At 45.9% G+C, this 26,366-nt stretch carries 31 protein-coding genes; 22 read left to right on the top strand and 9 right to left on the bottom strand.

What is annotated here, in order from left to right:
- Window positions 1–52 precede the first annotated feature (52 nt).
- Window positions 53–319, top strand: a complete 267-nt coding sequence (gene ubiK / locus E4T80_RS01270; protein WP_047976493.1) for a ubiquinone biosynthesis accessory factor UbiK — start codon at window positions 53–55, stop codon at window positions 317–319.
- 22 nt (window positions 320–341) lie between these two features.
- Window positions 342–1,982 carry a glucose-6-phosphate isomerase gene (gene pgi, locus E4T80_RS01265; protein WP_135054237.1) on the top strand — a complete coding sequence of 547 codons (1,641 nt, stop codon included), beginning with the start codon at window positions 342–344 and terminating at the stop codon, window positions 1,980–1,982.
- Window positions 1,983–2,038: 56 nt separating this feature from the next.
- Here pgi and E4T80_RS01260 read toward each other — a convergent pair whose 3' ends face one another.
- Window positions 2,039–2,620 carry an opacity family porin gene (locus E4T80_RS01260; protein WP_135054235.1) on the bottom strand — a complete coding sequence of 194 codons (582 nt, stop codon included), beginning with the start codon at window positions 2,618–2,620 and terminating at the stop codon, window positions 2,039–2,041.
- A gap of 140 nt (window positions 2,621–2,760) precedes the next feature.
- Between E4T80_RS01260 and E4T80_RS01255 the strand changes: the two genes are divergently transcribed.
- From E4T80_RS01255 to E4T80_RS01245, 3 genes are read left to right on the top strand one after another with little or no spacing between them, the layout of a single operon-like run.
- Entirely contained in the window at window positions 2,761–3,204 is a 444-nt protein-coding gene (locus tag E4T80_RS01255; RefSeq protein WP_135054233.1) for a MarR family winged helix-turn-helix transcriptional regulator, read from the top strand.
- Entirely contained in the window at window positions 3,201–3,668 is a 468-nt protein-coding gene (locus tag E4T80_RS01250; protein ID WP_135054231.1) for a GNAT family N-acetyltransferase, read from the top strand. The genes E4T80_RS01255 and E4T80_RS01250 overlap by 4 nt, the downstream gene beginning before the upstream one ends.
- Window positions 3,658–4,197 (top strand): GNAT family N-acetyltransferase, encoded by a 540-nt coding sequence (locus tag E4T80_RS01245; RefSeq protein WP_135054229.1) that lies wholly within the window; start codon window positions 3,658–3,660, stop codon window positions 4,195–4,197. The genes E4T80_RS01250 and E4T80_RS01245 overlap by 11 nt, the downstream gene beginning before the upstream one ends.
- A gap of 227 nt (window positions 4,198–4,424) precedes the next feature.
- Here E4T80_RS01245 and E4T80_RS01240 read toward each other — a convergent pair whose 3' ends face one another.
- Window positions 4,425–5,312: an N-acetylmannosamine kinase gene (locus E4T80_RS01240; protein ID WP_135054227.1), complete on the bottom strand. Its 888-nt coding sequence runs from the start codon at window positions 5,310–5,312 to the stop codon at window positions 4,425–4,427.
- A 1-nt stretch (window position 5,313) separates the two neighbouring features.
- On the bottom strand, window positions 5,314–6,006 hold the full coding sequence (locus E4T80_RS01235) for an N-acetylmannosamine-6-phosphate 2-epimerase (RefSeq protein WP_135054225.1): 693 nt from the start codon (window positions 6,004–6,006) through the stop codon (window positions 5,314–5,316).
- Window positions 6,007–6,252: 246 nt separating this feature from the next.
- Between E4T80_RS01235 and E4T80_RS01230 the strand changes: the two genes are divergently transcribed.
- The 3 genes from E4T80_RS01230 (at window position 6,253) to pflA (ending at window position 9,210) form a co-directional block, all read left to right on the top strand.
- Window positions 6,253–7,524 (top strand): NupC/NupG family nucleoside CNT transporter, encoded by a 1,272-nt coding sequence (locus E4T80_RS01230; protein ID WP_135054223.1) that lies wholly within the window; start codon window positions 6,253–6,255, stop codon window positions 7,522–7,524.
- A gap of 111 nt (window positions 7,525–7,635) precedes the next feature.
- Entirely contained in the window at window positions 7,636–8,415 is a 780-nt protein-coding gene (gene deoC, locus E4T80_RS01225; RefSeq protein ID WP_135054221.1) for a deoxyribose-phosphate aldolase, read from the top strand.
- Between the two features lie 54 nt (window positions 8,416–8,469).
- Complete coding sequence (gene pflA, locus E4T80_RS01220) at window positions 8,470–9,210, top strand: pyruvate formate lyase 1-activating protein (RefSeq protein WP_135054219.1); 741 nt, start codon at window positions 8,470–8,472, stop codon at window positions 9,208–9,210.
- Between the two features lie 57 nt (window positions 9,211–9,267).
- Here the strand turns inward: pflA and E4T80_RS01215 are convergent, their stop codons facing one another.
- From E4T80_RS01215 to rsmI, 3 genes are all read right to left on the bottom strand, one after another.
- Window positions 9,268–9,753 carry a Dps family protein gene (locus tag E4T80_RS01215; protein ID WP_047976483.1) on the bottom strand — a complete coding sequence of 162 codons (486 nt, stop codon included), beginning with the start codon at window positions 9,751–9,753 and terminating at the stop codon, window positions 9,268–9,270.
- A 188-nt stretch (window positions 9,754–9,941) separates the two neighbouring features.
- Complete coding sequence (locus tag E4T80_RS01210) at window positions 9,942–11,747, bottom strand: monovalent cation:proton antiporter-2 (CPA2) family protein (RefSeq protein WP_135054217.1); 1,806 nt, start codon at window positions 11,745–11,747, stop codon at window positions 9,942–9,944.
- Window positions 11,748–11,766: 19 nt separating this feature from the next.
- Window positions 11,767–12,636, bottom strand: a complete 870-nt coding sequence (rsmI, locus tag E4T80_RS01205) for a 16S rRNA (cytidine(1402)-2'-O)-methyltransferase (RefSeq protein WP_135054215.1) — start codon at window positions 12,634–12,636, stop codon at window positions 11,767–11,769.
- A gap of 91 nt (window positions 12,637–12,727) precedes the next feature.
- Here rsmI and E4T80_RS01200 point away from each other — a divergent pair, with 91 nt between their 5' ends.
- The 14 genes from E4T80_RS01200 (at window position 12,728) to E4T80_RS12750 (ending at window position 23,871) form a co-directional block, all read left to right on the top strand.
- Window positions 12,728–14,461, top strand: a complete 1,734-nt coding sequence (locus E4T80_RS01200; RefSeq protein WP_047976480.1) for a penicillin-binding protein activator — start codon at window positions 12,728–12,730, stop codon at window positions 14,459–14,461.
- Window positions 14,462–14,806, top strand: coding sequence for a YraN family protein (locus E4T80_RS01195; RefSeq protein WP_047976479.1), 345 nt, complete (start codon window positions 14,462–14,464; stop codon window positions 14,804–14,806). It abuts the gene before it with no gap.
- A gap of 1 nt (window position 14,807) precedes the next feature.
- Entirely contained in the window at window positions 14,808–15,398 is a 591-nt protein-coding gene (locus tag E4T80_RS01190; RefSeq protein ID WP_135054213.1) for a D-sedoheptulose-7-phosphate isomerase, read from the top strand.
- A 16-nt stretch (window positions 15,399–15,414) separates the two neighbouring features.
- Entirely contained in the window at window positions 15,415–16,005 is a 591-nt protein-coding gene (gene dolP, locus E4T80_RS01185) for a division/outer membrane stress-associated lipid-binding lipoprotein (protein ID WP_135054211.1), read from the top strand.
- A 174-nt stretch (window positions 16,006–16,179) separates the two neighbouring features.
- On the top strand, window positions 16,180–16,983 hold the full coding sequence (mlaF, locus tag E4T80_RS01180; protein WP_135054209.1) for a phospholipid ABC transporter ATP-binding protein MlaF: 804 nt from the start codon (window positions 16,180–16,182) through the stop codon (window positions 16,981–16,983).
- The gene (gene mlaE / locus E4T80_RS01175; protein ID WP_135054207.1) at window positions 16,976–17,752 is read left to right on the top strand and encodes a lipid asymmetry maintenance ABC transporter permease subunit MlaE; all 777 of its coding nucleotides are present in this window, start codon (window positions 16,976–16,978) and stop codon (window positions 17,750–17,752) included. Before mlaF ends, mlaE begins: the two co-directional genes overlap by 8 nt.
- 72 nt (window positions 17,753–17,824) lie before the next feature.
- Window positions 17,825–18,334, top strand: coding sequence for an outer membrane lipid asymmetry maintenance protein MlaD (gene mlaD, locus E4T80_RS01170; RefSeq protein ID WP_135054205.1), 510 nt, complete (start codon window positions 17,825–17,827; stop codon window positions 18,332–18,334).
- A gap of 36 nt (window positions 18,335–18,370) precedes the next feature.
- Complete coding sequence (mlaC, locus tag E4T80_RS01165; RefSeq protein WP_135054203.1) at window positions 18,371–19,009, top strand: phospholipid-binding protein MlaC; 639 nt, start codon at window positions 18,371–18,373, stop codon at window positions 19,007–19,009.
- Window positions 19,010–19,019: 10 nt separating this feature from the next.
- Window positions 19,020–19,379, top strand: a complete 360-nt coding sequence (locus E4T80_RS01160) for an STAS domain-containing protein (protein ID WP_135054201.1) — start codon at window positions 19,020–19,022, stop codon at window positions 19,377–19,379.
- Window positions 19,360–19,617 (top strand): BolA family protein, encoded by a 258-nt coding sequence (locus E4T80_RS01155; RefSeq protein WP_135054372.1) that lies wholly within the window; start codon window positions 19,360–19,362, stop codon window positions 19,615–19,617. The genes E4T80_RS01160 and E4T80_RS01155 overlap by 20 nt, the downstream gene beginning before the upstream one ends.
- Before the next feature lie 78 nt (window positions 19,618–19,695).
- The gene (gene murA / locus E4T80_RS01150; protein ID WP_135054199.1) at window positions 19,696–21,006 is read left to right on the top strand and encodes a UDP-N-acetylglucosamine 1-carboxyvinyltransferase; all 1,311 of its coding nucleotides are present in this window, start codon (window positions 19,696–19,698) and stop codon (window positions 21,004–21,006) included.
- 211 nt (window positions 21,007–21,217) lie between these two features.
- Window positions 21,218–21,739 carry a cytochrome c maturation protein CcmE gene (gene ccmE / locus E4T80_RS01145; protein WP_135054197.1) on the top strand — a complete coding sequence of 174 codons (522 nt, stop codon included), beginning with the start codon at window positions 21,218–21,220 and terminating at the stop codon, window positions 21,737–21,739.
- The gene (locus tag E4T80_RS01140) at window positions 21,736–23,691 is read left to right on the top strand and encodes a heme lyase CcmF/NrfE family subunit (RefSeq protein ID WP_135054195.1); all 1,956 of its coding nucleotides are present in this window, start codon (window positions 21,736–21,738) and stop codon (window positions 23,689–23,691) included. The genes ccmE and E4T80_RS01140 overlap by 4 nt, the downstream gene beginning before the upstream one ends.
- Window positions 23,692–23,715: 24 nt before the next feature.
- On the top strand, window positions 23,716–23,871 hold the full coding sequence (locus tag E4T80_RS12750; protein WP_162198519.1) for a DUF5363 domain-containing protein: 156 nt from the start codon (window positions 23,716–23,718) through the stop codon (window positions 23,869–23,871).
- 43 nt (window positions 23,872–23,914) lie between these two features.
- Here E4T80_RS12750 and yggU read toward each other — a convergent pair whose 3' ends face one another.
- From yggU to E4T80_RS01125, 3 genes are all read right to left on the bottom strand, one after another.
- Entirely contained in the window at window positions 23,915–24,217 is a 303-nt protein-coding gene (gene yggU, locus E4T80_RS01135; protein WP_135054193.1) for a DUF167 family protein YggU, read from the bottom strand.
- A complete protein-coding gene (locus E4T80_RS01130; protein ID WP_135054191.1) occupies window positions 24,217–24,750 on the bottom strand; it encodes a YggT family protein in 534 nt (177 codons plus the stop codon). The genes yggU and E4T80_RS01130 overlap by 1 nt, the downstream gene beginning before the upstream one ends.
- Before the next feature lie 236 nt (window positions 24,751–24,986).
- The gene (locus E4T80_RS01125) at window positions 24,987–26,210 is read right to left on the bottom strand and encodes an MFS transporter (RefSeq protein WP_135054189.1); all 1,224 of its coding nucleotides are present in this window, start codon (window positions 26,208–26,210) and stop codon (window positions 24,987–24,989) included.
- Between the last annotated feature and the right edge of the window lie 156 nt (window positions 26,211–26,366).

Here is a 26,366-nt window from a genome sequence, read left to right as displayed (position 1 = left end):
CAAGCCAAAATTCTTTAAAATTAGCCCTATCATTTTAAAGGAAATCACGACTATGCTTAATCCGAAAAACTTAGAATCCCTCGCACAACAACTTCACAGTGTACTCCCGCAAAGTCTTAAAAATGTCGGCAATGATTTAGAAGAAAAATTCAAGCAGATCTTGCAGGCACAACTGACTAAATTAGACGTCGTTACCCGTGAGGAATTTGATGTGCAATCTCAGGTTTTGCTCCGTACCCGTGAAAAATTAAATGAGTTAGAAAAACGCTTAGATGCTTTCACCGAGCAAAACCAAAACTCATCATCGCCGAATGTTTAAACTTAGTAGAGGACGTTAGTCAATGCAAAAAATCAACCCAACCCAAACTTTCGCTTGGAATGCGTTAATGCAGCATAAAGCGGATAATCTCACTATTTCGCAGCTTTTCAGTGAAGATCCGCAACGTTTCAATAAATTTTCTCTCCTATTTCACGATCAAATCTTGGTCGATTTTTCTAAAAATGTGATTAACGAGAAAACATTAGCCTTGCTCCGTCAGCTTGCGGACGAATGTCAGCTTAAATCGGCAATTTACGCAATGTTCGGCGGACAAAAAATTAACCGTACCGAAAACCGTGCCGTGTTGCATACTGCTTTACGCAATCGTGCCAATACACCGGTTGAAGTGGATGGCAAAGATGTGATGCCGGAGGTAAATGCAGTCTTAGCCAAAATGAAAACGTTCTGCGAGCGGGTAATTTCGGGCGAGTGGAAAGGCTATACCGGCAAAGCGATTACCGATGTGATCAACATTGGTATCGGCGGTTCGGATTTAGGCCCTTATATGGTAACCGAAGCATTGCGTCCGTACAAAAACCACCTGAATATGCACTTTGTCTCCAATGTGGACGGCACGCATATTGCCGAAACGCTATGTAAAGTCAATCCGGAAACGACTTTGGTGCTGGTGGCATCTAAAACCTTCACCACACAAGAAACAATGACCAATGCCCTTTCCGCTCGTGAGTGGTTGTTGGCGGCGGCAAAAGATGAATCGGCGGTGGCAAAACACTTTGTCGCCCTTTCCACCAATGCGAAAGAAGTGGCTAAATTTGGTATTGATACCGCCAATATGTTTGAGTTTTGGGATTGGGTTGGCGGACGTTATTCCCTTTGGTCAGCGATTGGCTTGTCCATTGCGTTATCATTAGGCTTTGAGCATTTTGAGCAGTTGCTAGACGGTGCACACGCAATGGATCAACACTTTCTCAACAGCCCGATTGAGCAAAATATTCCCGCTACTCTTGCGTTAGTCGGCATTTGGAACAACAACTTCTTAGGTGCGGAATCTGAGGCTATCTTGCCTTACGACCAATATATGCACCGCTTCGCTGCGTATTTCCAGCAAGGGAATATGGAATCAAACGGTAAATTTGTCGGCAGAGACGGTAAAGCGGTCGATTATCAAACCGGCCCGATTATTTGGGGCGAACCCGGCACCAACGGGCAGCACGCGTTTTATCAACTGATTCACCAAGGCACAAAACTGATTCCGTGCGATTTTATCGCACCGGCACAGAGCCATAATCCGATCGGCGATCATCACAGTAAATTATTATCCAACTTCTTTGCTCAAACAGAAGCGCTCGCTTTCGGTAAATCGAAAGAAACCGTTGAACAAGAGTTCTTGCAAGCGGGCAGATCATTGGCAGATGTTGCAGAGATTGTGCCGTTTAAAGTGTTTACAGGCAACAAACCAACCAACTCGATTTTAGTCCAAAAAATCACGCCGTTCACACTGGGGGCATTGATTGCAATGTACGAACACAAAATTTTCGTGCAAGGGGTCATTTTCAATATTTACAGCTTCGATCAGTGGGGCGTAGAGCTGGGCAAGCAGCTTGCCAATCGTATTCTACCGGAGTTGGAAAATAGCGAGGCCATTACCAGCCACGACAGTTCCACCAACGGTTTAATCAACCAATTTAAAGCGTGGCGATAACCTCATAAAAGAAAAGGCTCAATCAATGAGCCTTTTTATTAACTGCTAAATCCAACTTAGAACGTGTAGCGTAAACCGGTTTTCACACCAATATTTTGGACTTTCACATTATCAATTTTGCCTAAATAATCATACTGTACACCCACATCAGCATTCAGATGATCCGCCAGTTTGAACTCTACCCCTGCCAATGCACCGTAGCCTGTTCTTAGATCCGATGTTTCGGTTTCTAAGGTTAATCCGGGCTCACGGATATAGGTATTGCTGTTTACAAAGTTTGCGCTAATCCGTGCGCCGAGATAAGGCGCTACCGCACTCTCATTAGCAAAACGATAAACCGCATTAAAACCGATCTGATGTACAGTTAAATCCGCTTTCACCGATGAACCGAAACGGTTATCTTCACTTTTAAGTTTTTGATTGTGGGTATAATCCAAGGATAAACGGAAATCACCGTAATCATAGCCTGCGCCAATCGTTTGGCTAAAGTTATTCTTTTTGAAGGTTACTCCCGGTGCTTTCAAAGAGAGTTTGCCGTAGCCCAAATCGCCTTTCACAAACCAACCGGTTTGTGCAGCGGCAACGTTCGATAAACCAAGTGTGGCAAGCAGTGCCAATGCCAGTGTGGATTTTTTCATTTTAAACTCCTCAATAGTAAAAGTTACCCTATTCTAACCGACTTAATACTTGATAGCACTCAAAATCTCATTTGGAGAACTTGATATTATTCCTATTTCGGACTAAAATGCAAACCACTTAGTCCGAAATAGGAATAATGATGAACCCATTCGATAAACTTGCCACCCTTTCCGCCCAACTTTCACAAATTTATGCCCAATGGGCGAAACAATACGATCTCACCCTCAACGAGCTGCATTTTCTTTACCATATCGGGCGTTATGGGCAAAGCTCGCCAACTGCGATCGGTGATAAGTGGAGCTTACCGAAACAGACCGTTACCTCCGTGTGCAAGCGGTTAGATGAGCGTGGTTTTCTGCAATTTCTTCCTGATCCGCAGGATAAACGCAGCAAATTGATCAGCTTAACGGCAAAAGGACAACACTTCACCCAACCACTGATTGAGCGTTTAACCGCAGCGGAATGTGCCGTTGCCACCGCTTTCGGCACGGAACACTGCAACACACTGCTCGATCAACTCGACCAATTACAACAACGCTTGAAACAACAACTTCGCCTTACACAACAGGAACACATACAATGACTATCCAAATCCGTCCAGCTCAACGACAAGATGCCGCACAAATGTGGCGGCTAATGCGGGAATTAGCCGTGTTTGAAAAATACATTGAATCCTTTGCGATCACACCGGAAATTATCGAACAATGCGGCTTCGACAAACAGCCGCCCGATTTTCACAGTCTGGTTGCCGTTGAGGGAGATAAACTGGTCGGCATTGCCGTCTATTATTTCCTGCCTTTCACCGCTCAAAATCGCCCGGCAATCTACCTCAAAGAGTTGTATGTCGATTCGGATTATCGTAATCAACGGGTTGGCGAAAAGCTGATGCAAGGGCTGAAAGCAGAGGCCCGCAGACATCGTTGCTTACAGATCAAATGGACGGTCGCCCCTTGGAACGAACACGGTAAACGCTTTTATGCACGATTAGGCGCAGCACAAAACACGGAATGGCTGAACTACGAATGGCAGGTTGAAGATGCAGATTAGAGCGTTAAATCAGCACGATCTGCCTGCCTTGCAAGCAATAAGCCGCCAAACATTTCACGATACCTTTGCCGACAACAATAGCACTGAAGATATGCAAGGCTATCTCGCGCAGCATTTTTCCGCCGAGCAACTCGGTAAAGAATTGTCCAATCCGAATATGTATTTTTATTTTGCCGAACAGCAAGGCGAACCGATTGGCTACCTCAAACTCAATCTCGGCGAGGCACAAACCGAGCGGCAAACGGATAACGCCGTTGAAATTGAACGCATTTATGTGCTTAAAGAGTGGCAGGGCAAAGGTATCGGGCAAACCTTGTATGAATTTGCCGTACAACAAGCTAAAGCACGGACGGCAGATTTGATTTGGCTCGGTGTTTGGGAACACAACCACAACGCCTTGACGTTTTATCAGAAAAACGGTTTTGTCCCCTTTGGCAGCCACCTTTTCCAACTCGGCAATGATCTACAAACCGATATTTTAATGAAACGGCAGTTGAATGATGAAAGGCAAAACGCCTTAGCAAAGTAAGGTGCTTAGATTATACAACGGTAATGGAACGTGCATTTTAGGTATGATGTAACAAGCCTAATGCAACAAGCCTAACAAAATAGAGGGTTCAATCTTATGTTGGAGGGCAAGCCCAGCCTCTTTACATATCACCTAATGTCAAAGAGGCAAAGCATTGCTCCCTATAAGCAATCGTTAGCATTGTAAAACTACTATATTGCAAATTTTCACTCTCATCTGCCCACTTGCTAGGGCTTCTCACAGTTTGCCGCCCACCAAGCCGCTCCGATTAAACCGGCATCTTGGGCGTAATGCGCTAAAACAATCTGCGGGCGATAAATTGCCGGCAGTTGTGCGAGGAAATGTTCAACCCTACCAAGATACCCCTGTGCTAAGCCAACGCTTCCCCCTAACGCAATGCGTTGAATATCAAGGTTAATCGTCAGATCGGCAATTAAGTTGGCAATCGCTTTTGCAGATTTATCGACCAATGCGACCGCTTGCGCTTCACCTGCCCGAAAGCGTTCAAACACTTCCGGCGGTTCGCACGGTGATTGCCATTTAGCCGCTTCACGCGCAATAGCCCGTCCCGCCGCCACCGCTTCAACGCAGCCTACCCGTCCGCAGCCGCAAGCCTCCCCATTCGGATCGGCAAGGCTATGTCCGATATGCCCTGCCACGCCGTTTGTGCCGGTAAACAGTCGGCGGTTGAGAATAATCCCGCCGCCGACACCGGTTGAAACGGTAATAAACGCAAAATTTTCAATATCGTCTTGCGCTAAATATTCCGCACAAGCGGCAGCTTGGGCATCATTCAACAACGTAATCGGTTTATCCGTCTTTTTACGGAGCGTTTCGTAGAGCGGAAAAAACGCCAAATTCCCTAAATTTTTCGGGTTTAGCGCGGTTAATATGCCGTCTCGGATAATACCGGTAGAGGCAACCGACACAGTATCAAACTGCTCGGCAAAGTGTTTCAGCACATCGGAAAGCGCCTTTTCCAGTGCTTCAGCGTCCGGGTTTTGCGGCGTGCGGATTTGCATCCGTTCACTGACCTCGACGTGTTTCCCCACTAAGCGTACCAATGCCGCCGCAATTTTGGTGCCGCCAATATCAATCGCTAGACAGACACCCATTTTATGCTCCTTGGCGGCGGTTAATCGCCTGTACAAACCAACCGACAATATGCTCCAAGCGGGTGAGCGCCGATCCGACCGTAACCGCATAAGCGCCGTTTTCAATCGCTAACGCAGCAAGTTCAGGGGTGTTATAGCGTCCTTCCGCCATTACGCAACAACCGTGTGCAACTAAATCCCGCACTAATTGCACGTCCGGTTCTGTCGGGATTTCACCGCCCGTATAGCCGGACATTGTGCTGCCGATAATATCCACGCCGAGCGATTGGCAATAGCTGCCTTCTGCAAAATTTGAACAATCCGCCATCGACATCGCACCCAACGCCTGAATCCGTTTGACGCAGGCATCAATCGTGGTCGGGCGAATACGATCCGTGCCGTCAAACGCAATAATATCCGCACCGGCGTGATAAAGATCGTCAATATCCTGCAAAAACGGGGTAATACGCACCGGGCTGTCGTCCAAATCCCGCTTAACAATACCGATGATCGGCACATCAACTGCCGCTCTCACCGTTTTTAAATTTTCAATGCCTTCAATCCGCAATGCCGCCGCACCACCCGCAACAGAAGCCGCTGCCATTGCAGCAACAATTTGCGGTGAATCCATCGGGCCATCATCGACCGGTTGGCAAGAGGCGACCAAGCCGTGTTTTAATTGAGCGAGAATTTGTTGTTTGGTTAATCTTGACATAAAAACTCCGTTATCCTTTACAAAAAAGAAGATTAACTCCAAGAATAATCGGATTTTCATCTAAAGGCAATCAATCGGGCATAAAAGTGAGAACTAGATCAAATTTTTTTATGTTAGGGCGAAACAATCCTGCCTATCGCAAAAAATTGAAGATTTTAGGCGAAAAAATCGGTATAGTATGGCGGATTTTTCCCTGCCGATTAAGGTGTAACTCATCGGCGCTTTTTTACTTTTTGAGGTTTTCCAATGGATACACTAATGAGCCTGTTTGGCATTGTTATTTTACTGTTGATTGCCTTTTTATTATCCAGTAATAAAAAAGCCATCAATTATCGTACGGTCATCGGCGCACTTGCCATTCAAATTGGTATGGGCGCTATTATTTTATATTGGGAACAGGGTCGTAAAGGCTTATTGGCAGCGGCGGAAGCGGTCAGCAAAGTGATCAACTACGGCAATGACGGGATCTCATTCCTATTCGGCGGCTTAGTCAGCGACAAGATGTTTGAAGTGTTCGGTGGCGGCGGTTTCGTGTTCGCACTGCGTGTCTTACCGCCGATTATCTTCTTCTCGGCATTGATTTCGGTGCTGTACTATTTAGGCATTATGCAGTTTATTATCCGTATTTTAGGCGGTGCGTTACAAAAAGTATTAGGCACGTCCCGCTCGGAATCAATGTCTGCGGCGGCAAATATTTTTGTGGGTCAAACGGAAGCGCCGTTATTGGTTAAACCTTACATCAAATCAATGACCAATTCCGAGCTGTTTGCCGTGATGTGCGGCGGCTTAGCCTCTGTTGCGGGTGCGGTAATGATCGGTTACTCACAAATGGGCGTGCCGTTGCCATACTTAATTGCAGCGTCCTTTATGGCGGCACCGGGCGGTTTACTCTTTGCAAAAATTATCTATCCGCAAACGGAAAACACTAAAGATGAATTGAGCGAAGACGATATGGAAAAACCGTCTAACGTGATCGAAGCGGCAGCGGTGGGTGCGTTTTCCGGTATGCAATTAGCGATGAATGTCGGTGCGATGTTGCTTGCCTTTATTGCGTTAATTGCGATGTTAAACGGCTTTATCGGCTGGGCGGCAGGTTTAGCCGGCTTTGAAAATGTAACATTACAATCGTTACTCGGCTATATTTTCCAACCGCTTGCGTGGGCAATCGGTGTGCCGTGGGGCGAAGAAGCCCAAGTTGCCGGTTCATTGATTGGTCAAAAATTAGTGCTTAACGAATTTGTCGCCTATGTGGATTTCGTTAAATACCTTGCCCCTGAAACAACAGTGCAATTAAGCGAAAAAACCGTTGCAATCATCACCTTCGCCCTTTGCGGTTTTGCAAACTTCAGCTCAATTGCAATTTTAATCGGCGGATTAGGCGGAATGGCACCAAGCCGCCGCAGCGATGTTGCCCGTATGGGGATTAAAGCGGTTATCGCCGGGACATTATCTAACTTAATGAGTGCAGCCATTGCCGGTTTATTTATCGGGATTGGCGGTGCGGTAATGACAATGTAAACCGTATGCGTTCTAATACACACCACAGGTCGCTGTGGTGTTGTCGTTTCTACTCGAACCGTTGCCATACAAGCGGTCGGTTCTGCCTCTATTTTTGCAAGGAGAAAACCAATGACACTCGTTCAAACTACGCAACAAGCCCTCTCTTTGATGGACTTAACCACGCTCAATGATAATGATACCGATGAAAAAGTGATCGCACTCTGCCATCAAGCTCACACTGATTTTGGCACGCCGGCGGCACTGTGCGTCTATCCCCGATTTATTCCGATTGCCCGTAAAACCTTAAAACAACTGGGCATTGAGCAGGTCAAAATCGCCACCGTGACCAATTTTCCGCACGGTAATGAGGATATTGAGATTGCGGTGGCGGAAACAAAGGCGGCGGTGGCATACGGCGCAGATGAAGTGGACGTGGTTTTCCCTTACCGTGCGTTAATGGCGGGCAATACGGAAATCGGCTTTGAGCTAGTGCGTCAATGTAAAGCGGTTTGCCAAGCGGCAAATGTGGTGTTGAAAGTGATCATTGAAAGCGGTGAACTGAAAACACCGGCGCTTATTCGTCAAGCAAGCGAAATTGCCATTCAAGCGGGGGCGGATTTTATTAAAACCTCTACCGGCAAAGTTGCTGTGAATGCCACCCTTGAATCTGCGCAAGTGATGCTTGAAACTATTCGAGATTTAAAGGCGGCGGATAAGGTCGGTTTCAAAGCGGCGGGCGGGGTTAAAACTAGCGAAGAGGCGGCGCAATATCTCGCCTTAGCGGCTGAGATCTTCGGGCAAGATTGGCTCAATGCCGATCATTTCCGCTTCGGCGCATCCAGCCTGTTAGCCAATTTACTCGCGACATTAAACGGTGAACAAGCTAACCCAAATGTCAGCGGTTATTAACACGCGGTCGGATTCGCCCTTTATTTTGCAAAAAGTCATTGATTAAGGATAAATATGTCAGTTTTAGCAAGGTATCACTCTTACGAGTCCTGCGGCACGGTGGACGGTCCGGGCATTCGCTTTATTCTCTTTTTACAAGGCTGTTTAATGCGTTGTAAATACTGCCATAACCGAGACACTTGGGATTTGGAAGGCGGTAAAACCATTTCAGTAGAAGAGTTAATGAAAGAGGTGGTAACTTACAAGCATTTTATGCGGGCAACCGGCGGCGGTGTTACCGCATCCGGTGGCGAAGCGATGTTGCAAATGGAATTTGTGCGGGACTGGTTTCGAGCCTGCAAAGCGGAAGGTATCGACACTTGCTTGGATACCAACGGTTTTGTTCGTCATTACAATGAAGTCATCGATGAAATGCTGGACGTAACCGATTTAGTGATGCTGGATTTAAAGCAGCTCAATGAAGATGTCCACAAGGATTTTATCGGCGTTTCCAACAAACGTACCCTTGATTTCGCCCGCTACCTGCAAAAACGCAACCAGCGGACGTGGATTCGCTATGTGGTAGTACCCGGTTATACAGATGCCGATGCGGACATTCACCTGCTCGGTCAATTTATTCAAGGAATGGAGAATATCGAAAAAGTAGAGCTATTGCCTTATCATCGACTGGGTGCGCACAAATGGAAAACCCTCGGCTTTGAATATGAGTTGGAAGACGTTTTACCACCTTCCAAAGAATCCTTAGAACATATTAAAGGCATTATTGAAAGCTACGGGCATACGGTGAAATACTAGCAATAAAAAACCCTTTCTAATCACTTAGAAAGGGTTAATTTTTCATTCAACTTTTAATTAGGCTTGGCACACGCCGCAGGTTGCTGCTGCTGAGAACATCCACACTAATTTTTCTTGCTCTTTGATGTAGTCGCTCATTTGAGATGCCGTTCCTTCATCATCAGCTTCACTCGCAAGGGCTAAGATTTCACGTTGCTGTTTTAGTAAGGTTTTAAACCCTTCCAATGTACCGGTTAAGCATTGTTGAGCAGAAGATACGCCTAAATCCTCTTTGATTAACGATGCATTCAGATACTGGCTGAAGCCGTTTGCCGGTACGTGACCTAAGGTTAAAATACGCTCTGCGATTTCATCTACTTTTACTACTAGATCATTATAAATTTCTTCAAATTTTTCGTGTAATTCAAAGAAGCTCACGCCTTTAATATTCCAGTGGTAGCCGCGTACGTTGGTATAGAATACTTGATAGCTTGCTAATAGATTATTTAATTCTTTGGCGAGTTTTTCAGATGAATCAACACTTAAACCGATTGAATTAGTCATTTTGTTTCTCCTATGTTAATTTCAGTTGTTGTTTTAATAAACGGGGGCAGTATATACCTAAATATTCAAAACAGGAAATGGATATAAGTTATTCATTTGATAGAAAATAACTATCGGATAAATAAGATTAGTTAGCATTTACTCTTTTTGAAAAATGTGAATGACTTGCATTTCCTGTTATGCCTACATTAACGTTCTTTTTGCATAATTTGCTGAATTTCCAACATTGTTTCTTGGTCGTTTTCCAATGCAATTTTCAAAAATTCTTCCGTGCGGAATTTTTTACTTTCGGCATCGTAGGCTTCCGCCATAACTTTTACACTATGGCGATCACGGTAGAAATAGGCTTCGCCGATTTCTTCGACTAACGCCTGATCCAAGCCCATTGCCCGTAATGCTTTTTTGCTGGTACGCAATGCTGAATCAAAGGTTTCACGCACTTGAATGTCCGCGCCTGCACGGAATAAATCAAAGACGTGTAAACGGTCGTAAGCCCGTGCAATAATTTTGAGGTGCGGGTTCATTTTACGGGCTAATTCGACAATGTGGGTAGCCTGTGCTTTGTCATCAACCGCCACAATCAGCAGTTCCGCATTTTCAATACCGGCTGCGTGTAGCAATTCAGGGCGGCTGGCATCGCCGTAATAACTTTTAATGCCCCGTTTTTTCATTCCTTTAATCAAGGTCGCATCTTTATCAATCACTGTCGGGTGGCAGCCGGTCATCATCAGCAGGTGATTAACAATTTGCCCGTAACGCCCTAAGCCAATAATAATGGTTGGGTGCTGGGCATCAATATGGTCGGCTTCAATGTCGTCTTGTTGCTTGCTCAAGTGAGGCACAATATATTTTTTATGCACAATCACGAACAGCGGGGTAAGCACCATCGACAGCACAACAATCGCCGTCATATTGGCTTGCACCTCGGCGCTGATCACATTTTGGCTTGCAGCAGCGGCAAATAGCACAAAAGCAAACTCACCGCCTTGCGCCATAATAATCGCACGGTCAAGGGCATTAGCATTATTCTTACCCATAATCCGAGCGACACAGTAAATCCCCAGCCCTTTCACAAACATAAAGGCAAGCACGCCGGAAATAATCAGCCCCCAGTTCGCTATCACCACCGATAAATTGAGCGACATTCCAACCCCAAGGAAAAACAGCCCAAGCAGCAATCCCCGAAACGGCTCAACATCGGCTTCAAGCTGATGGCGAAAGCTTGATTCAGAGAGTAGCACGCCGGCAACAAATGCGCCCATCGCCATTGATAAGCCGCCCATTTCCATCAACAATGCAGAACCGAGTACAACCAATAATGCGGCGGCGGTCATCACTTCACGGGTTTTGGTTTTGGCTAATATTTTAAATAACGGGTTTAACAACCAAAGCCCTGCGGCAACCAGTAATGCTAAGGAGATGCCCGCAATGCCAATCGTCTGCCAAACCGGCTGTGATGATGCCACGGTATTGGGGGAAAGAAAGGTAACCAACGCCAATAACGGTACAATTAACAGATCTTCAAATAGCAAAATCGACACTATCTGCTGCCCTCTCGGCGAGGTAATATCGCCCCTGTCGCTCAATTCCTGCATTACGATTGCCGTTGAGGTCAGCACAAAACCGGCGGCACTCACAAATGCGACTTTCCAATCAAACCCGTAAGCGACAGCAACGGCAGTTAATGCGGCAATACAGGTAAAAATTTGGAATGCGCCTAAGCAAAAAATGTGGTTGCGTAGCCCCCAAATATGCGAAGGCTTCATCTCCAGCCCGATAATAAACAGGAACATCACTACGCCCAGTTCGGCAATATGAATAATGCTGTCCGGATTGGTAAAAATGCCGAAGCCGAACGGCCCGATAACCAAGCCTGCCGCTAAATAGCCAAGAATCGACCCTAATCCGAGCCGTTTAAAAAGTGGCACGGCAATCACCGCCGCCCCAAGTAATGTTACTACGCTGACTAGGTAGTTTGCGCCTTCCGCTGCCATATTATCCCTCAATGTTGATTTAATGTTGCGTTTTAAAATGATCTAAACCGTACTGGTAAAGTGCGTTCTTTTTATCGCCGAACGTCTCAGCCACAATCGCTGCCGCTTTTTTCAACGACAACTCTTTGTGTAGTAGGGTGAGCAATTTTATGCTTTGCGCCGATAGTGCCTCGTCAGTATGGCTTGCAACTTTCCCCTCTACCACCAGCACAATTTCGCCTTTAATGCGATGATGATCCTGCTCTAACCATTCAATCAAAGCCGGAAGTTCTGCGCCGTGAATGGTTTCCCACGTTTTAGTTAATTCGCGAGCCATTACAAGAAATCGGTCGCAAAAGACCGCTTGCATATCTCTCAAGGTCTCTAAAATACGGTGGGTGGATTCATAAAAAATCAGCGTGCGGCTTTCATCTTCGAGTGCTTTAAGCCGCTCTAGACGGGCTTTAGATTTTGCCGGCAAAAAGCCCTCAAAGCAAAAACGATCGGAGGCAATACCGGCACTACATAGCGCGGTAATCGCCGCACAAGCACCCGGTATGGGAACGATTTTTACACCGGCTTGTCTAGCGTAACGCACTAAGTGGAAACCGGGGTCGCTAATTAACGGCGTACCGGCGTCGGAAATCAACGCAACACTTTGCCCCTGTTGTAATTTTTCGATCAGCGTATTTGCACGTTGTTGTTCATTATGATCGTGTAGGGCAAAAAACGGCTTTTTAATGCCGTAATGACTTAATAATAGCCCACTGTGGCGGGTGTCTTCGGCAGCGATCAGATCGACCTGCTCAAACGTTTGTAAAGCCCGTTGGGTAATATCGTCTAAATTTCCGATTGGTGTGGCAACAATATATAATGTGCCGAATTGTTCAGGCGAGTGTCCGTTTTTCATTTGATTTTCACTTGTTTGATAAGTAAGATCCGACTATTTCATTAAAGATAATGAAAAATCGCATCCCATTTTCTAAATATGGAGCAATAAAATGCCAACTATTTTATTACAAACTCGTCATTTTCGCCAAAAAATGAAAACTGTTTTTATCCCGACAGCCCTTGCACTGTTTCTTAGTGCGTGTGCAGGGAATAAAATCACCGAAACGCTCAAAAATGAAGCCTATGCAAATTCCGAGTTTTACATCAACAAAGCCGATCAAACCAAGAAAATTGAAGATCAACAAACCTACCGTTTGCTCGCTATCCGCAAATTGATTGATGAAAATAAAGTGGTTGAAGCGCAAAATACAATGGCGGATATTGATACCACTAAGCTGGACGAAGTTCAAAGTTTAGAGTATCAACTCTTAACCGCTCAACTGTTGGCACTCCAAGGCAATAATGCCCAAGCATTAGCTCAATTACAACGGTTGCCACAACCGCAATTAAGCCAATCGCAGTTACTGCGTGTATATCAAACCTACGCCCGTGTTGCCGAAAATCAGAATGATGTTATCGGTGCGGTGCGAGCCAGATCGTTAATGGATCGCTATTTAACCGATAATAAAGCCCGCCAGCAAAACAACGATCACGTTTGGGCAATGTTACGCAACGCTAATCGGGGAATGTTGGAAAAAGCCACCGCGGACGAAATCGGTTTAGCCGGTTGGTTAGCATTGGCAGTTACCTATAATCAAAATATGTCAAACCCGAGCGCCTTACCGCAGGCGATTCAATACTGGAAATCTCAATACCCAAATCATACGGCAGCCAACCTAATGCCGACCGAGCTGCAAAATGTTACCTCATTTCAGCAAACCCAACTCAGCCAAGTGGCACTCTTATTACCGTTAAGCGGTGAAGCTAAAATTTTAGGGGATATTATTAAACGTGGTTTTGATGATGCCAAAGGCACAAACCCGATCGCCGTGCAAACCTACGATACCGACACGGCACCGGTGGACGATTTACTGCTCCAAGCCAAATCCCAAGGGGTGCAAACGGTTATCGGGCCGTTACTCAAACCGCGTGTCGATGCCTTGTTGGGCAGCGCTCAAATTAACGACCTCAACGTCTTAGCCTTAAATGCCACCGCCAATGCCAGAGCTGTTGCGAGAGTGTGCTATTACGGATTATCGCCGGAAGCCGAAGCCCGCTCCGGTGCGGAGCGCTTATACCAAGATAACATTGCCCACGCGGTGTTACTTGTGCCGAGAGGCGATTTCGGGCAACGCTCCGCCGATGCGTTCGCTCAACGTTGGCGGCAACTCACCAATAAAGATGCGGATATTCGTTATTATAACGAACCGCTTGAAAGTGTCGCTTCATTGCAAAATAACGGCCTAGCCAGCCAAAGCGGTATCTATATTTTAGGCACAAACAATCAACTATTAGAGATTAAGCAAGGGATCGACAACTCAACATTAGCCGGACAATTCCCACTTTATACCTCGTCCCGCAGTAATTCTCCAAATAACGGGGCAGAATTTCGTTTGACGATGGAAGGGGTAAAATTCAGTGAAATCCCACTGTTAGCCGATGCGGAATCCGCTGAATATAAAAATGCGGAAAGCCTTGCCGAAAGCGATTTTTCAATGATGCGCCTATACGCAATGGGATCGGATGCGTGGTCGATTGCCAATAAATTCAACGAGTTTCGTCAAATTCCGGGCTATAAAGTATCCGGTTTAACCGGAGTACTCAGTGCTGGTACAAATTGCAACATTGAACGCCAAATGACGTGGCTGCAATACCGTAACGGCTCAATCGTGAGCGCAAACTAAATGCGATCGCAAGGGGCGGTGTTTGAACAAAAAGCGAGAGCCTTTTTGGAAACGAAAGGGCTTAGCTATGTCGCTCAAAACCAAGCCTTCAAATGCGGTGAATTGGATTTGGTGATGCAAGAGGGCAAAACCCTAGTGTTTGTAGAAGTCCGCCAACGCAAAAATACGCAATTCGGTTCGGCATTGGAAAGTATCAACGCCGCCAAACAACAAAAATGGCTGAAAGCGGCAAATTTATGGCTCTACGAACGTGGGCAGAGTTTAGATACCGCCGATTGTCGCTTTGATGTGGTAGTGTTTGAAGGCAATCAACCGCCCCTGTGGATAAAAAATTTTTTAGGCTGATATGTTAGAAAAAATTCGAGATCGGTTTAGCGAAAGTATTCAAATTCAAATTGCAGCAGCGGAACTCTTGCCGCAACGTTTGCAGCAAGCGGCAAACCGCCTTGTGAGCTGCTTATTACGGGGGAATAAAATTATTGTCTGCGGCGATGGTCGTTCCTATGCCAATGCGCAACTGTTAGTCAGCAATTTATTACACCGTTATGATCTTGCCAGACCGAGCCTTGCGGCACATTTACTGCATTTCGACAGTGTACTGGCGGGTTGCTTGAGCCAAGACAACGAAGCGGTCGAGATCTACAAAAAACAGTTACAGGTCATCGCCAAAGAGGGCGATATATTGGTGGCATTTTCGCCGTTTGGGAATGAACAAGCGGTGCTGAATGCGATAAATTCTGCAAATAATGAAAATTTGGAAATTTTGGTCTTTACCAGTAGTCGAAACGATCATACTAAAGGGCTACTGAGTGAAAACGATATTGAAATCGAGATGCCGTCTATCAATGAAATGCGGATTATTGAGGGGCATCAATTTTATGTAAATTTACTGTGTGAGCTGGTAGATAACCTACTGTTCAACCCAAACGCTCACTAAATCGGAGGAAACCGCTATGTCATCACGATTAAAACATTTTACCCTCATTGGCACACTCACTCTTTGCTGCCTTTTTCTACAAGGCTGTCTTGCCACTGCCGTTGTTGGCGGGGCGGCGGCCGCTGCCAAAGTTGCGACCGATCCTCGCACTGCCGGTCGCCAATTAGATGATGAAACCCTAGAGGAAAAAGTGGCTTATCAGTTAAATAAGGACGATCAGATCAAAGAGGAAGCCCGCATCAATGTCGTCTCCTACAATGGTAAAGTACTGCTCATCGGGCAAGCCCCAACCGAAATGGCAAAAGAGACGGCAAAAAGTATTGCCGCCGGCGTGGAGGGTGTTTCCACCGTTTATAACGAGATCCGCATCGGGCAAAAAATCGGCATCGGGCAAATCAGTCAAGATAGTTGGATCACCACTAAAGTTAAATCGCAACTTTTAGTCAATAGCCAAGTCAAAACCACCGAAGTCAAAGTCATCACCGAAAACGGCGAAGTATTTTTGATGGGCAATTTGTCTAACACCCAAGCAAACGCAGCAGCAGAGGTTGCCCGCAATGTCAGAGGGGTGAATAAAGTGGTGAAAGTGATCACCTATGTACAATAGCTTGTAAGCGGTCGGTTACACCGTATTTGTTACAAAATAACCGGGGTAATAAAGGCATATTCAACCCGTATGCCTTTTTATTTGGATAATTTTTGTCAATTTATTTAAAAGGATTTGACATTGTTTAGCCGTTTAGCGATTATCCGGACCCTTTTTTAATAAGAGAAACGCAGAATGAGTCAAGCGCAAAATTTGGTCGAAATCCAACATCTCACCTTCAAACGGGGTGAGCGGGTGATTTACGATAATCTCAATCTGTCTGTCCAAAAAGGCAAAATTACTGCCATTATGGGCCCGTCAGGGATCGGCAAAACCACACTCTTACGCTTAATCGGCGGACAAATTCTGCCGGAATCGGGCGATATTTTCTTTGACGGTCAAAATATCTGCACAGCCTCCAATAAAACCCTGTACCAACTTCGACAACGAATGGGAATGTTATTTCAATCGGGGGCGTTATTCACCGATCTCTCTACCTTTGATAATGTGGCATTTCCGTTACGGGAACATACCCGCTTACCCGAAGCCCTTATCCGCAAATTAGTGTTAATGAAATTGGAAGCAGTCGGGTTGCGGGGTGCGGCGGATTTAATGCCGTCCGAGTTATCGGGCGGAATGGCACGCCGAGCGGCATTAGCACGGGCAATCGCCTTAGATCCCGATTTGATTATGTATGATGAGCCGTTTACCGGCCAAGATCCGATCAGTATGGGTGTGATTGTTGATTTAATCAAAAAATTAAATCAAACCTTAAACCTGACCTCTGTTGTCGTATCCCACGATGTAACCGAAGTCCTGAGTATCGCCGACTATGCCTACATTGTGGCGGATAAACGGATTATTGCCGAAGGCACGCCGGCACAATTACAAGCCAGTCAAGATCCGCAAGTGGTACAATTTTTAGCTGGCAAAGCAGACGGGCCGGTGCGTTTCCACTATCCTGCAAAAGCCTACACGGAGGAATTATTTAATGATTAAGTTTATTTCTTCCCTTGGCAGCTCGGTGATCCGTACAGTGAGAGCATTCGGACGTGCCAGCTTTTTACTTTGGGGGGCTTTGGTTGGCAAACCGGAATGGCGCAAACATACGCCGCTGCTGATTAAGCAACTCCACGTTTTAGGCGTCCAATCATTATTGATTATTATGCTCTCCGGCTTGTTTATCGGAATGGTGCTAGGGTTGCAAGGCTATGTCGTCTTGGTGGACTTTTCCGCCGAAACAAGTTTAGGGCAGTTGGTTTCCCTCTCGCTGCTGCGTGAATTAGGGCCAGTCGTAACGGCACTGCTGTTCGCCGGACGTGCCGGATCGGCATTAACCGCCGAAATCGGCTTAATGAAAGCCACCGAGCAGCTCTCTAGCTTGGAAATGATGGCGGTTGATCCGCTACGTCGCGTGGTTGCGCCACGTTTTTGGGCGGGGGTCATTGCGATGCCGATCTTGGCTGTGATCTTTACCGCTATCGGTATTTGGGGCGGTTCGCTAGTCGGCGTGGATTGGAAAGGGGTAGATTCGGGCAGTTTTTGGTCGGTAATGCAAAATAGCGTTACACTGACCGATCTGCTGAACGGCTTTATCAAAAGCATTGTCTTTGCCTTTGCGGTAGTCTGGATTGCTTTATTTAACGGCTACGATGCACTACCGACCTCCGAAGGCATTAGCCAAGCAACCACTCGCACGGTGGTACACGCATCGCTTACGGTACTGGGCTTAGATTTTATTTTAACTGCCATTATGTTCGGCGGTTAAATCACATTGGTAAAAAAATGGCATAATCAAACCGCTTGCATCGGTTGATTTTTATCAAATTTAAGGACAATTATGCGTCAATCAATTAAGTATGAATTTTGGGTCGGGCTGTTTGTACTGCTTGGCTTGGGGGCGTTAGTCTTTCTCGGCTTGCGTGTGGCAAACGTACAGGGATTTTCAGCGGAAAAAACTTATCCCCTGTATGCAACTTTCGATAATATCGGCGGACTAAAAGTCCGTGCGCCTATTAAGGTCGGCGGGGTCGTGGTAGGCAGAGTAGCAAATATTGAGTTGGATACCAAAACCTATACCCCGAAAGTTACCTTAGCCGTCAATGAGGAATTTAATCAGATTCCCGACACCAGCTCGCTGTCGATTAAAACCTCCGGCTTACTTGGCGAACAATATATTGCATTAAATGTCGGCTTTACGATTGAAGGCGAAACAGAAATGCTAAAAGCAGGCGATACCTTTGCTGATACTAATTCTGCAATGGTACTTGAAGATTTAATCGGTCAGTTTTTATACGGCGATAAAAAATCTGACCAAACTAATGATACCGCTGAACCCAAAGCGAAATAAACACGTGGGTAATCCCTATCAACTTGGAGTGTTAAAATGATTAAAACCCTAAAAAAAATATTGATTGCCGGTGCTGTTGCACTATCAACGTTAATGGCAAACAATGCGTTTGCGAATACCAGCCCTTATGTGTTGATGCAGCAAACGGCGGATAAACTGTTTGGCGATATTAAAGCCAGCCAAGCCAAAATTAAAAAAGATCCGAACTATTTACGGACTATCGTGCGTAACGATTTAATGCCACATATTCACGTTAAATATGCCGGTCAATTAGTGTTAGGCAAAAACTTGTCGGCGGCGAGCGATGCACAACGTGAAGCCTTTTTCACGGCGTTCGGTCAATTTATCGAACAATCCTATGCGCAAGTTCTCACCCAATATAGTGATCAACAAGTGCAAATTGAATCGGAAAAACCCCTTGGCGATAAATCTATTGTGAGTATCCGTGTCAATGTGTTGCAATCCGGCAACGCTCAACCGATCAAATTGGATTTCAAATGGCGTAAAAACAGCCGTACCGGTGAATGGCAAGCCTACGATATGGCTGCGGAAGGGGTGAGTATGGTCGCAACCAAACAAAACGAGTGGAGCGGCGTATTACGTCAAAAAGGTATTGACGCTTTAACCGCACAGGTTGAGCAATCAGCCAAACAGCCGATCACATTGAGCAAATAATAACACTGTTATGAATGCAAAAAGTCCATTAAAATGGGACATTCAGCAAAATAACGAAAGCCTGATGGTGCAGTTATCCGGCGAACTGACACGGGACACGTTGCTTCCACTTTGGAAGCAACGTGCTTCTTTTTTATCGCCGAAAGCCAATCAGCATATCTATTGGGATCTCAAATCGCTCACCCAAATAGATTCTTCCGGCTTTACCTTATTGGCTGAATTACTCAACCACTATCAAAAGCAGAATTGCAATAGCGTCATTAACCCGCCCGACACGGTCAAAAAGTTAGCGGCGCTCTTTGGGTTATCCGCTTGGTTTTCCCCTTTTTTATACAGAGAATGTTACAATGATCGAACCGAAACAAATTGAAGAAATCCTCAAAAATGCTCTCACCCTTGATGAAGTCTATGTGCAAGGTGAAGGTTCACACTATGGCGTGATCGCAGTGAGCGACCAATTCGCCAGCCTCTCAAAAGTGAAACAGCAGCAAATGATCTATGCACCGCTCACCGAGTTATTTGCCACCAATGCGATTCACGCATTAACGATCAAAACCTTCACCAACGAACAGTGGAAACGAGAGCGTCTATTAAATATGCCGGGTTAATCGTCAAGTCGTTTTGCAGATTTTTGCCTGTAACCGACCGCTTACCGCCCGTCTCTCGTGTTAATTTAAGGACTTAATATGGAAAAATTTCGTGTTCACGGCCCCGTTAGTCTCAATGGTACCGTTAATATTTCAGGGGCAAAGAATGCCGCACTGCCTATTTTATTTGCCGCTATCTTAGCGGAACAGCCGGTAACCCTCACCAATGTGCCGGATCTGAAAGATGTCGAAACTACCTTTAAAATTTTGCGCAAATTAGGGGTGATTGTTGAACGAGATACTCAGAGCGCAGTGCAAATTGACGCCAGCGGCATCGATCATTATGTTGCCCCTTATGAATTGGTTAAAACAATGCGTGCCTCTATTTGGGCATTAGCGCCGTTACTGACTCGCTTTCACCAAGGGCAAGTTTCGCTTCCCGGCGGTTGTACTATCGGCGCTAGACCGGTCGATATGCACATTGCCGGTCTTGAAAAAATGGGCGCAACAATCACCTTGGACGAAGGTTATGTGAAAGCGGAAGTAAACGGACGCTTAAAAGGTGCAAGAGTCTTGATGGATAAAGTCAGTGTCGGCGCAACGCTCTCGGTAATGATGGCAGCGACCCTCGCACAAGGCACAACGGTGATTGAAAATGCTGCCCGTGAACCGGAAGTCGTGGATACGGCGATTTTCCTTAACAAAATGGGCGCAAAAATCAGCGGCGCAGGCTCGGATATGATTACCATTGAAGGCGTAGAACGTCTTGCGGGCTGCGAGCATCACATCGTGCCGGATCGGATCGAAACCGGCACATTTTTAGTCGCAGCAGCGATTTCCGGCGGGCGTATTACCTGCCGTGGCACGAAAGCCGACACCCTTGATGCCGTGATTGAAAAACTGCGTGAAGCAGGAATGCAGGTAGAGGTAAGTGAAGACACAATCACCCTTGATTCGCACGGTTTACGCCCTAAAGCCGTCAATATCCGTACAATGCCTCACCCCGGCTTTCCAACGGATATGCAGGCACAGTTTACCCTGCTCAACGTGGTGGCAAACGGCACAAGCAAAATTACCGAAACAATTTTTGAAAACCGCTTTATGCACATTCCGGAGCTAATCAGAATGGGGGCAAAGGCGGAAATCGAAGGTCATACCGCCATCTGCCACGGGGTAGAAAAACTCTCCGGCGCACAAGTGATGGCAACGGATTTGCGTGCCTCTATCAGCTTGGTACTTGCCGGCTGTATTGCCAATGGGGAAACGATCGTTGATCGTATCTACCATATCGACCGAGGCTATGAGCATATCGAAGAGAAATTGCGTGGCATTGGGGCAAACATCGAACGCTTTAACGAAGCAAACGAAAATAATACCGATAAACGATGGACAAATATCAAAGGGGCTTAACGCCCCTTTATTTTTACCCCTGTTAGATCAAAACAGAACGGAATAATTGACGCTTTTTATCGGTTTTTTTGATAGGATAACGATGATTTTAGTTTATTTTTCAGTGGTACATTGATCCGGCAAGTCGGCTTACAAGCGGTCGGTTTTGACATCTTTTTTGCAAATCCATCGGCAAAGTCGCTCGGTTATCATCTTTCGGAGTGTTTTACTTATGAACCCAAGACGCAAATCCCGCTTAAAAGTGGTGTTATCGGTACTCAGCGGTGTCGCGGTTGCCGCCGGCTTGACCCTTTATGCCCTCAGCCAAAATATCGACCTTTTTTATACCCCGTCCGAAATTATTTACGGCAAAAATAACGATCCGAAAACAAAGCCTGAAGTGGGGCAGCGTATCCGTGTCGGCGGAATGGTGGTGGACGGCTCGGTTAAACGGGACGATAAAACCCTCAAAGTCAATTTTGGCTTAAACGATATCGGACCGGCGATCGAGGTGGAATTTGAGGGCATTTTGCCGGATTTATTCCGTGAAGGGCAGGGCATTGTAGCACAAGGTACATTGATTGAGCCGACCAAACTGAAAGCTACCGAAGTGCTGGCAAAACACGATGAAAACTATATGCCGCCGGAGCTGGATGACCAGATGAAAAAACAGCATCAGCCAATGGGTATTTCCGCTAACGATTTAAAAGGTGAGTCCGAACGGGATCGCTATCAACGGGGAGAACAAAAATGATTGCCGAATTAGGTAATTACGCCCTCGCCGTCAGCTTGGCATTGTCAATTTTATTGGCGATCCTACCGCTTGTCGGCGCAGAAAAAGGCAATGCCTCCCTCATCACACTTGCCCGCCCGATGACGTGGGCGCTTTTCCTTGCCTTGAGCGTTTCCTTTGGCGCACTGTTCTATCTGTTTGCCGTTAATGATTTTACCGTACAATATGTGGTGAATAATTCCAACAGCCTACTACCGATTGAGTATCGCCTATCAGCCGTGTGGGGCTCACACGAAGGCTCTTTATTACTCTGGATTTGGCTGCTTTCCCTGTGGAGCGTCGCCGTCGCCCTCTTTAGCCGCCAAATGCCGGAAGATGCGGTAGCAAGGGTTTTAGGCATTATGGGGTTAGTGAGCATCGGCTTTTTAGTGTTTATTCTGTTCACCTCCAACCCGTTTGACCGTACTTTCCCTAATTTTCCGGTCGATGGGCGGGAGCTTAACCCGATGTTGCAAGACGTGGGGCTGATTTTCCACCCGCCGCTACTCTATATGGGCTATGTCGGTTTTTCCGTAGCATTTGCCTTTGCTATCGCGTCCTTAATGACCGGCAGATTAGATACGGCGTGGGCGAGATGGTCGCGCCCTTGGACAATGGCGGCTTGGGTCTTTCTCACTTTGGGGATTGTACTCGGCTCGTGGTGGGCGTACTACGAGCTAGGCTGGGGCGGCTGGTGGTTTTGGGATCCTGTCGAAAACGCCTCGCTAATGCCTTGGTTAGCCGGTACGGCACTGATTCACTCATTGGCGGTTACGGAAAAACGCAGCACCTTTAAAGCGTGGACAGTTTTACTGGCAATTTTAGCCTTTTCCCTCTGTTTACTCGGCACCTTCCTCGTTCGCTCCGGGATTTTAGTCTCAGTACACGCTTTCGCGTCCGACCCGACCCGAGGCTTATATATTCTTGCCTATTTGGTTTTAGTGATCGGCGGCTCACTGCTTCTTTATGCCTATCAAGGCAGCAAAATCAAAAGTTTGGATAACTCGGAACGTTACTCCCGAGAATCAATGCTACTGCTCAACAATATTCTACTGATGGCATTTTTATCGGTGGTTTTTCTAGGGACAATCTTACCGCTGATTCATAAACAAATCGGCTTAGGTTCTATTTCAATCGGTGCACCGTTTTTCGACCAAATGTTTATGAGCCTGATGATCCCGTTTTCACTATTACTGGGCATCGGGCCACTGGTCAAATGGCGGCGGGATCAGGTTTCCGCTATTCGTCTGCCGGTTATCATCGCTCTAATACTGATGACGGTACTTGGCTTTAGTCTGCCTTACCTGTTCAGCAATCATATCACCCTCAGCGCCGTATTAGGCACAATGATGGCACTGATTATCCTGCTATTAAGCCTCTACGAACTGCACCAACGGGCAACTCACCGCCATTCGTTTTTGGTCGGCATCTTTAAACTCCCCCGCTCGCACTGGGGAATGGTGCTTGCTCATTTAGGTGTTGCAATGACGGTCTTTGGCATCGCTTTCAGCCAAAACTTCAGCATTGAAAAAGATGTCAGAATGAACGTAGGCGATAGCGTCAATATCCTAGATTACCAATTTACCTTTAAAGGTATCAGAGACAGCAACGGGGCAAACTACATTGGCGGCACGGCAGATATTGAAATTCATCGCAATGGTGCATACGAAGCGACACTGCACGCCGAAAAACGTTTCTATAATGTCAGCAAAATGGGAATGACCGAAGCCGCAATTGATTGGGGCTTTACCCGTGATCTCTATGCCGCCCTCGGTGAAAGATTGGAAGACGGCTCTTGGGGCGTGCGGTTATACTATAAGCCGTTTATCCGCTGGATTTGGCTGGGCGGTGTCTTTATGGCACTTGGCGGCCTACTCTGTATGCTAGACAAACGTTACCGTCTCAAAACCACAAAACCCAATATAGCTCAATAATCATCTGTGCAAGGAGAAAAGGCTATGACAGAACAACCAAAATCGTTTTTTCGTAAACTGATGGATAAGTATAACGCCCTCTGTAAAGATCTCGGCGTAGAACAAGGTGCTTGCCGTGGCTGCGTACCGGTAGTGAAATTTGATCCGGAACGCAAAAAAGACGAACCGCCGAAAGCGTAGCCCATAAATTAAAAGGATAGCAATTGCTATCCTTTTTCTATGGTTATCCCGTTTTCAATAACATCTCAATCTCGGCAGGTATCTGCTTAGGATTTGGGATAAACAATTGTTTATGCCGTTGTAATTCGCCTTTTTCCAACAGAATTGCACTTTTCGGCACTTTAAATAATTTACTGAGAAATTTCAGCAGGTGGGCATTTGCTGCTCCATCAATCGGAGGGGCAGTGATCGCTATTTTTAGCTCGTTATCGTGCAAGCCGACAATTTGATCACGGCTCGCCTTAGGTTGTAAGAAGATCCGTAGGCGTAGCCCTTGCGGATTTTCCACTAATTCGACCGCTTGCATTATGCCATCGCCCACAGCGGTCCAAAAATTTGGAACAAGACATTATTGAGTAAGAGCAAGCCAAATCCAAGCACCATTACTGAAAAATCTAACATTCCCGTTTTCGGCAAAATTTTGCGGATAAATCCTAGCACAGGTTCGGTAATTTGGGCAACGGTGTAATCCAGCGGGTGATTACCTTGGGTAACCCAGCTCATCAACGCACGAATTAATGTTGTAAAGAATAAAATTTGCCCGAAAGCTTTCACCACACTCAGCAATCCAATCAATACCGAGCGGGGCAAATCTAGCCCTAATAGCAAATATTGCAACATAACAAACGCCGCTGCGAGCAATAAAGCCGCAAAGTTTATCCCTTTAACTGTCGGAATAATCTGACTCACCGGATTTACCATCGAGTTCGTCAAACGCATTAACGCTTGCGAAATCGGCATATAAGGATCGACTTTGCAAAACTGCAACCACATCCGTAATACCAACACAAATTTAAAAAAGCTGACAATAATAGCCAGTACCGGAGCAAGCAATTCCATCCAATTTCTCCCTATTTAATTCAGAAAGCCCACACTATGGGGGTAAAACTCAAAAATGCAAGCGGTCTGTTGTGCCAAAAAACTAGAAAATTTACTCTTTCCAAAATTATCCAGCTGTTTTACGTTAAAATATAAAGAAGGCAATCAAAAATTGAGCAATTTTAGTGACATTTTGAGTAGAAAATTACCTTTTTAGATTCTAGTTAGAGTTCAAATTAAGAAAGTATCCCCCATCCTCAAGTGCGATGATAATGACGGATACCTCTGGTTGTAGACACAAAAATAATACCAGTTAGAAACCATATAGCAGCAGTGACATAAAAGATGGATTCATAAGAAACATGATCGATAAGGAATGCACTTAGCATGGGGCCTATAACCATGCCAAAACTACTGGCAGAACCAAGGAATCCCATGATTCTGCCCATTCCCTCCTGTTTACCTGTTTCTACTGACAGTGCAGACACCCCTGCCATGCAAAGGGCAGAACTAATGGCAGTAGTACTGATGAAAAAGAAGAATCCTACCCATACCGAGAAACCAGTTATCAAAGGGGTAAGGAGTAGACTTAGGCACATGCCTACAACAGACACCAAGATACTAATGCGTTTGGATTTGCGATCCACAAGGCGACCAAACGGAATTTGCAGTCCTGCCATAATAAGGCTGTTTGCGGCAATAAGCCCCCCCAATATAGGGGCTGAAAGCTGCATTTTTAGGGTGTACAGTGGAAAAAAAGAAATGATGAAAATATCAAAAATCGCAATAATAATATTAAATAAGGCTAACACAACAATATTGCGGTTCAAACGTAACTTTACCACGTGTTCTTTTTTCTTTATTTCTTCACTCTCCAAGATGTCCTGAGGAGAATGATCGCGAGGCAAAAAAATGGCGATCATGAGCGAGATAAGTGATAGAAAGAAGAGGCAGGAAAATGCTATACGGATCCCCCAGTACTGGGCAATAAAACCGCCGACAACCGGACCGAAGGCCCCAGCTGTGAGGATAACGGTATTGAGTATACCGATATAATATCCTTCTTTTCCCCGTAGACTGATATTTCCCATATATGCCATAGCCATAGGAAGCATCATGGCAGAGGCAATACCATGGAGCAGACGTGCACTCAATAGAGAGAGCACATCATTGGCAAAGAAGTAAGAGAGGGATACAAAAGGATATACAATCAGCGACACTATAAGCGTTTTTCTTGAGCCATATTTTTCAGAAAAAAAACCAACTGGCGTGCCAATAATCAGCCTAACGATATAAAACCCGCTGAAAAGAAAACCGATAGCATAAGCAGAAATCCCCATAGAACTGGCGTAAGGTGCCAGCAACGGAGCAATAATTCCTGTACCACTGACCAACAAGAAAACTGCCGAACAAAGTAAAAGCCGCATCCGACGATTATCTTGCGGTGGGTTAGTGATAACATTCAATTGTGAGGTATTCATCTGACTCAATAATCCTAGTTAATGGTTCAAGAGGGAACTCCGTTGCTAGAATACGACATTGCCGAGCGAGTTCGAGCCTCGTTTCCCGCTCCATTTACTTTATAATCTTTTATCTCAAACATACGTCAGAACCTGATACAGCAAGGTTCCAACGCT

Source organism: Muribacter muris (assembly GCF_004569585.1).
Taxonomy (GTDB): domain Bacteria; phylum Pseudomonadota; class Gammaproteobacteria; order Enterobacterales; family Pasteurellaceae; genus Muribacter; species Muribacter muris.
This window is presented reverse-complemented; position numbering and strand designations above follow the sequence as displayed.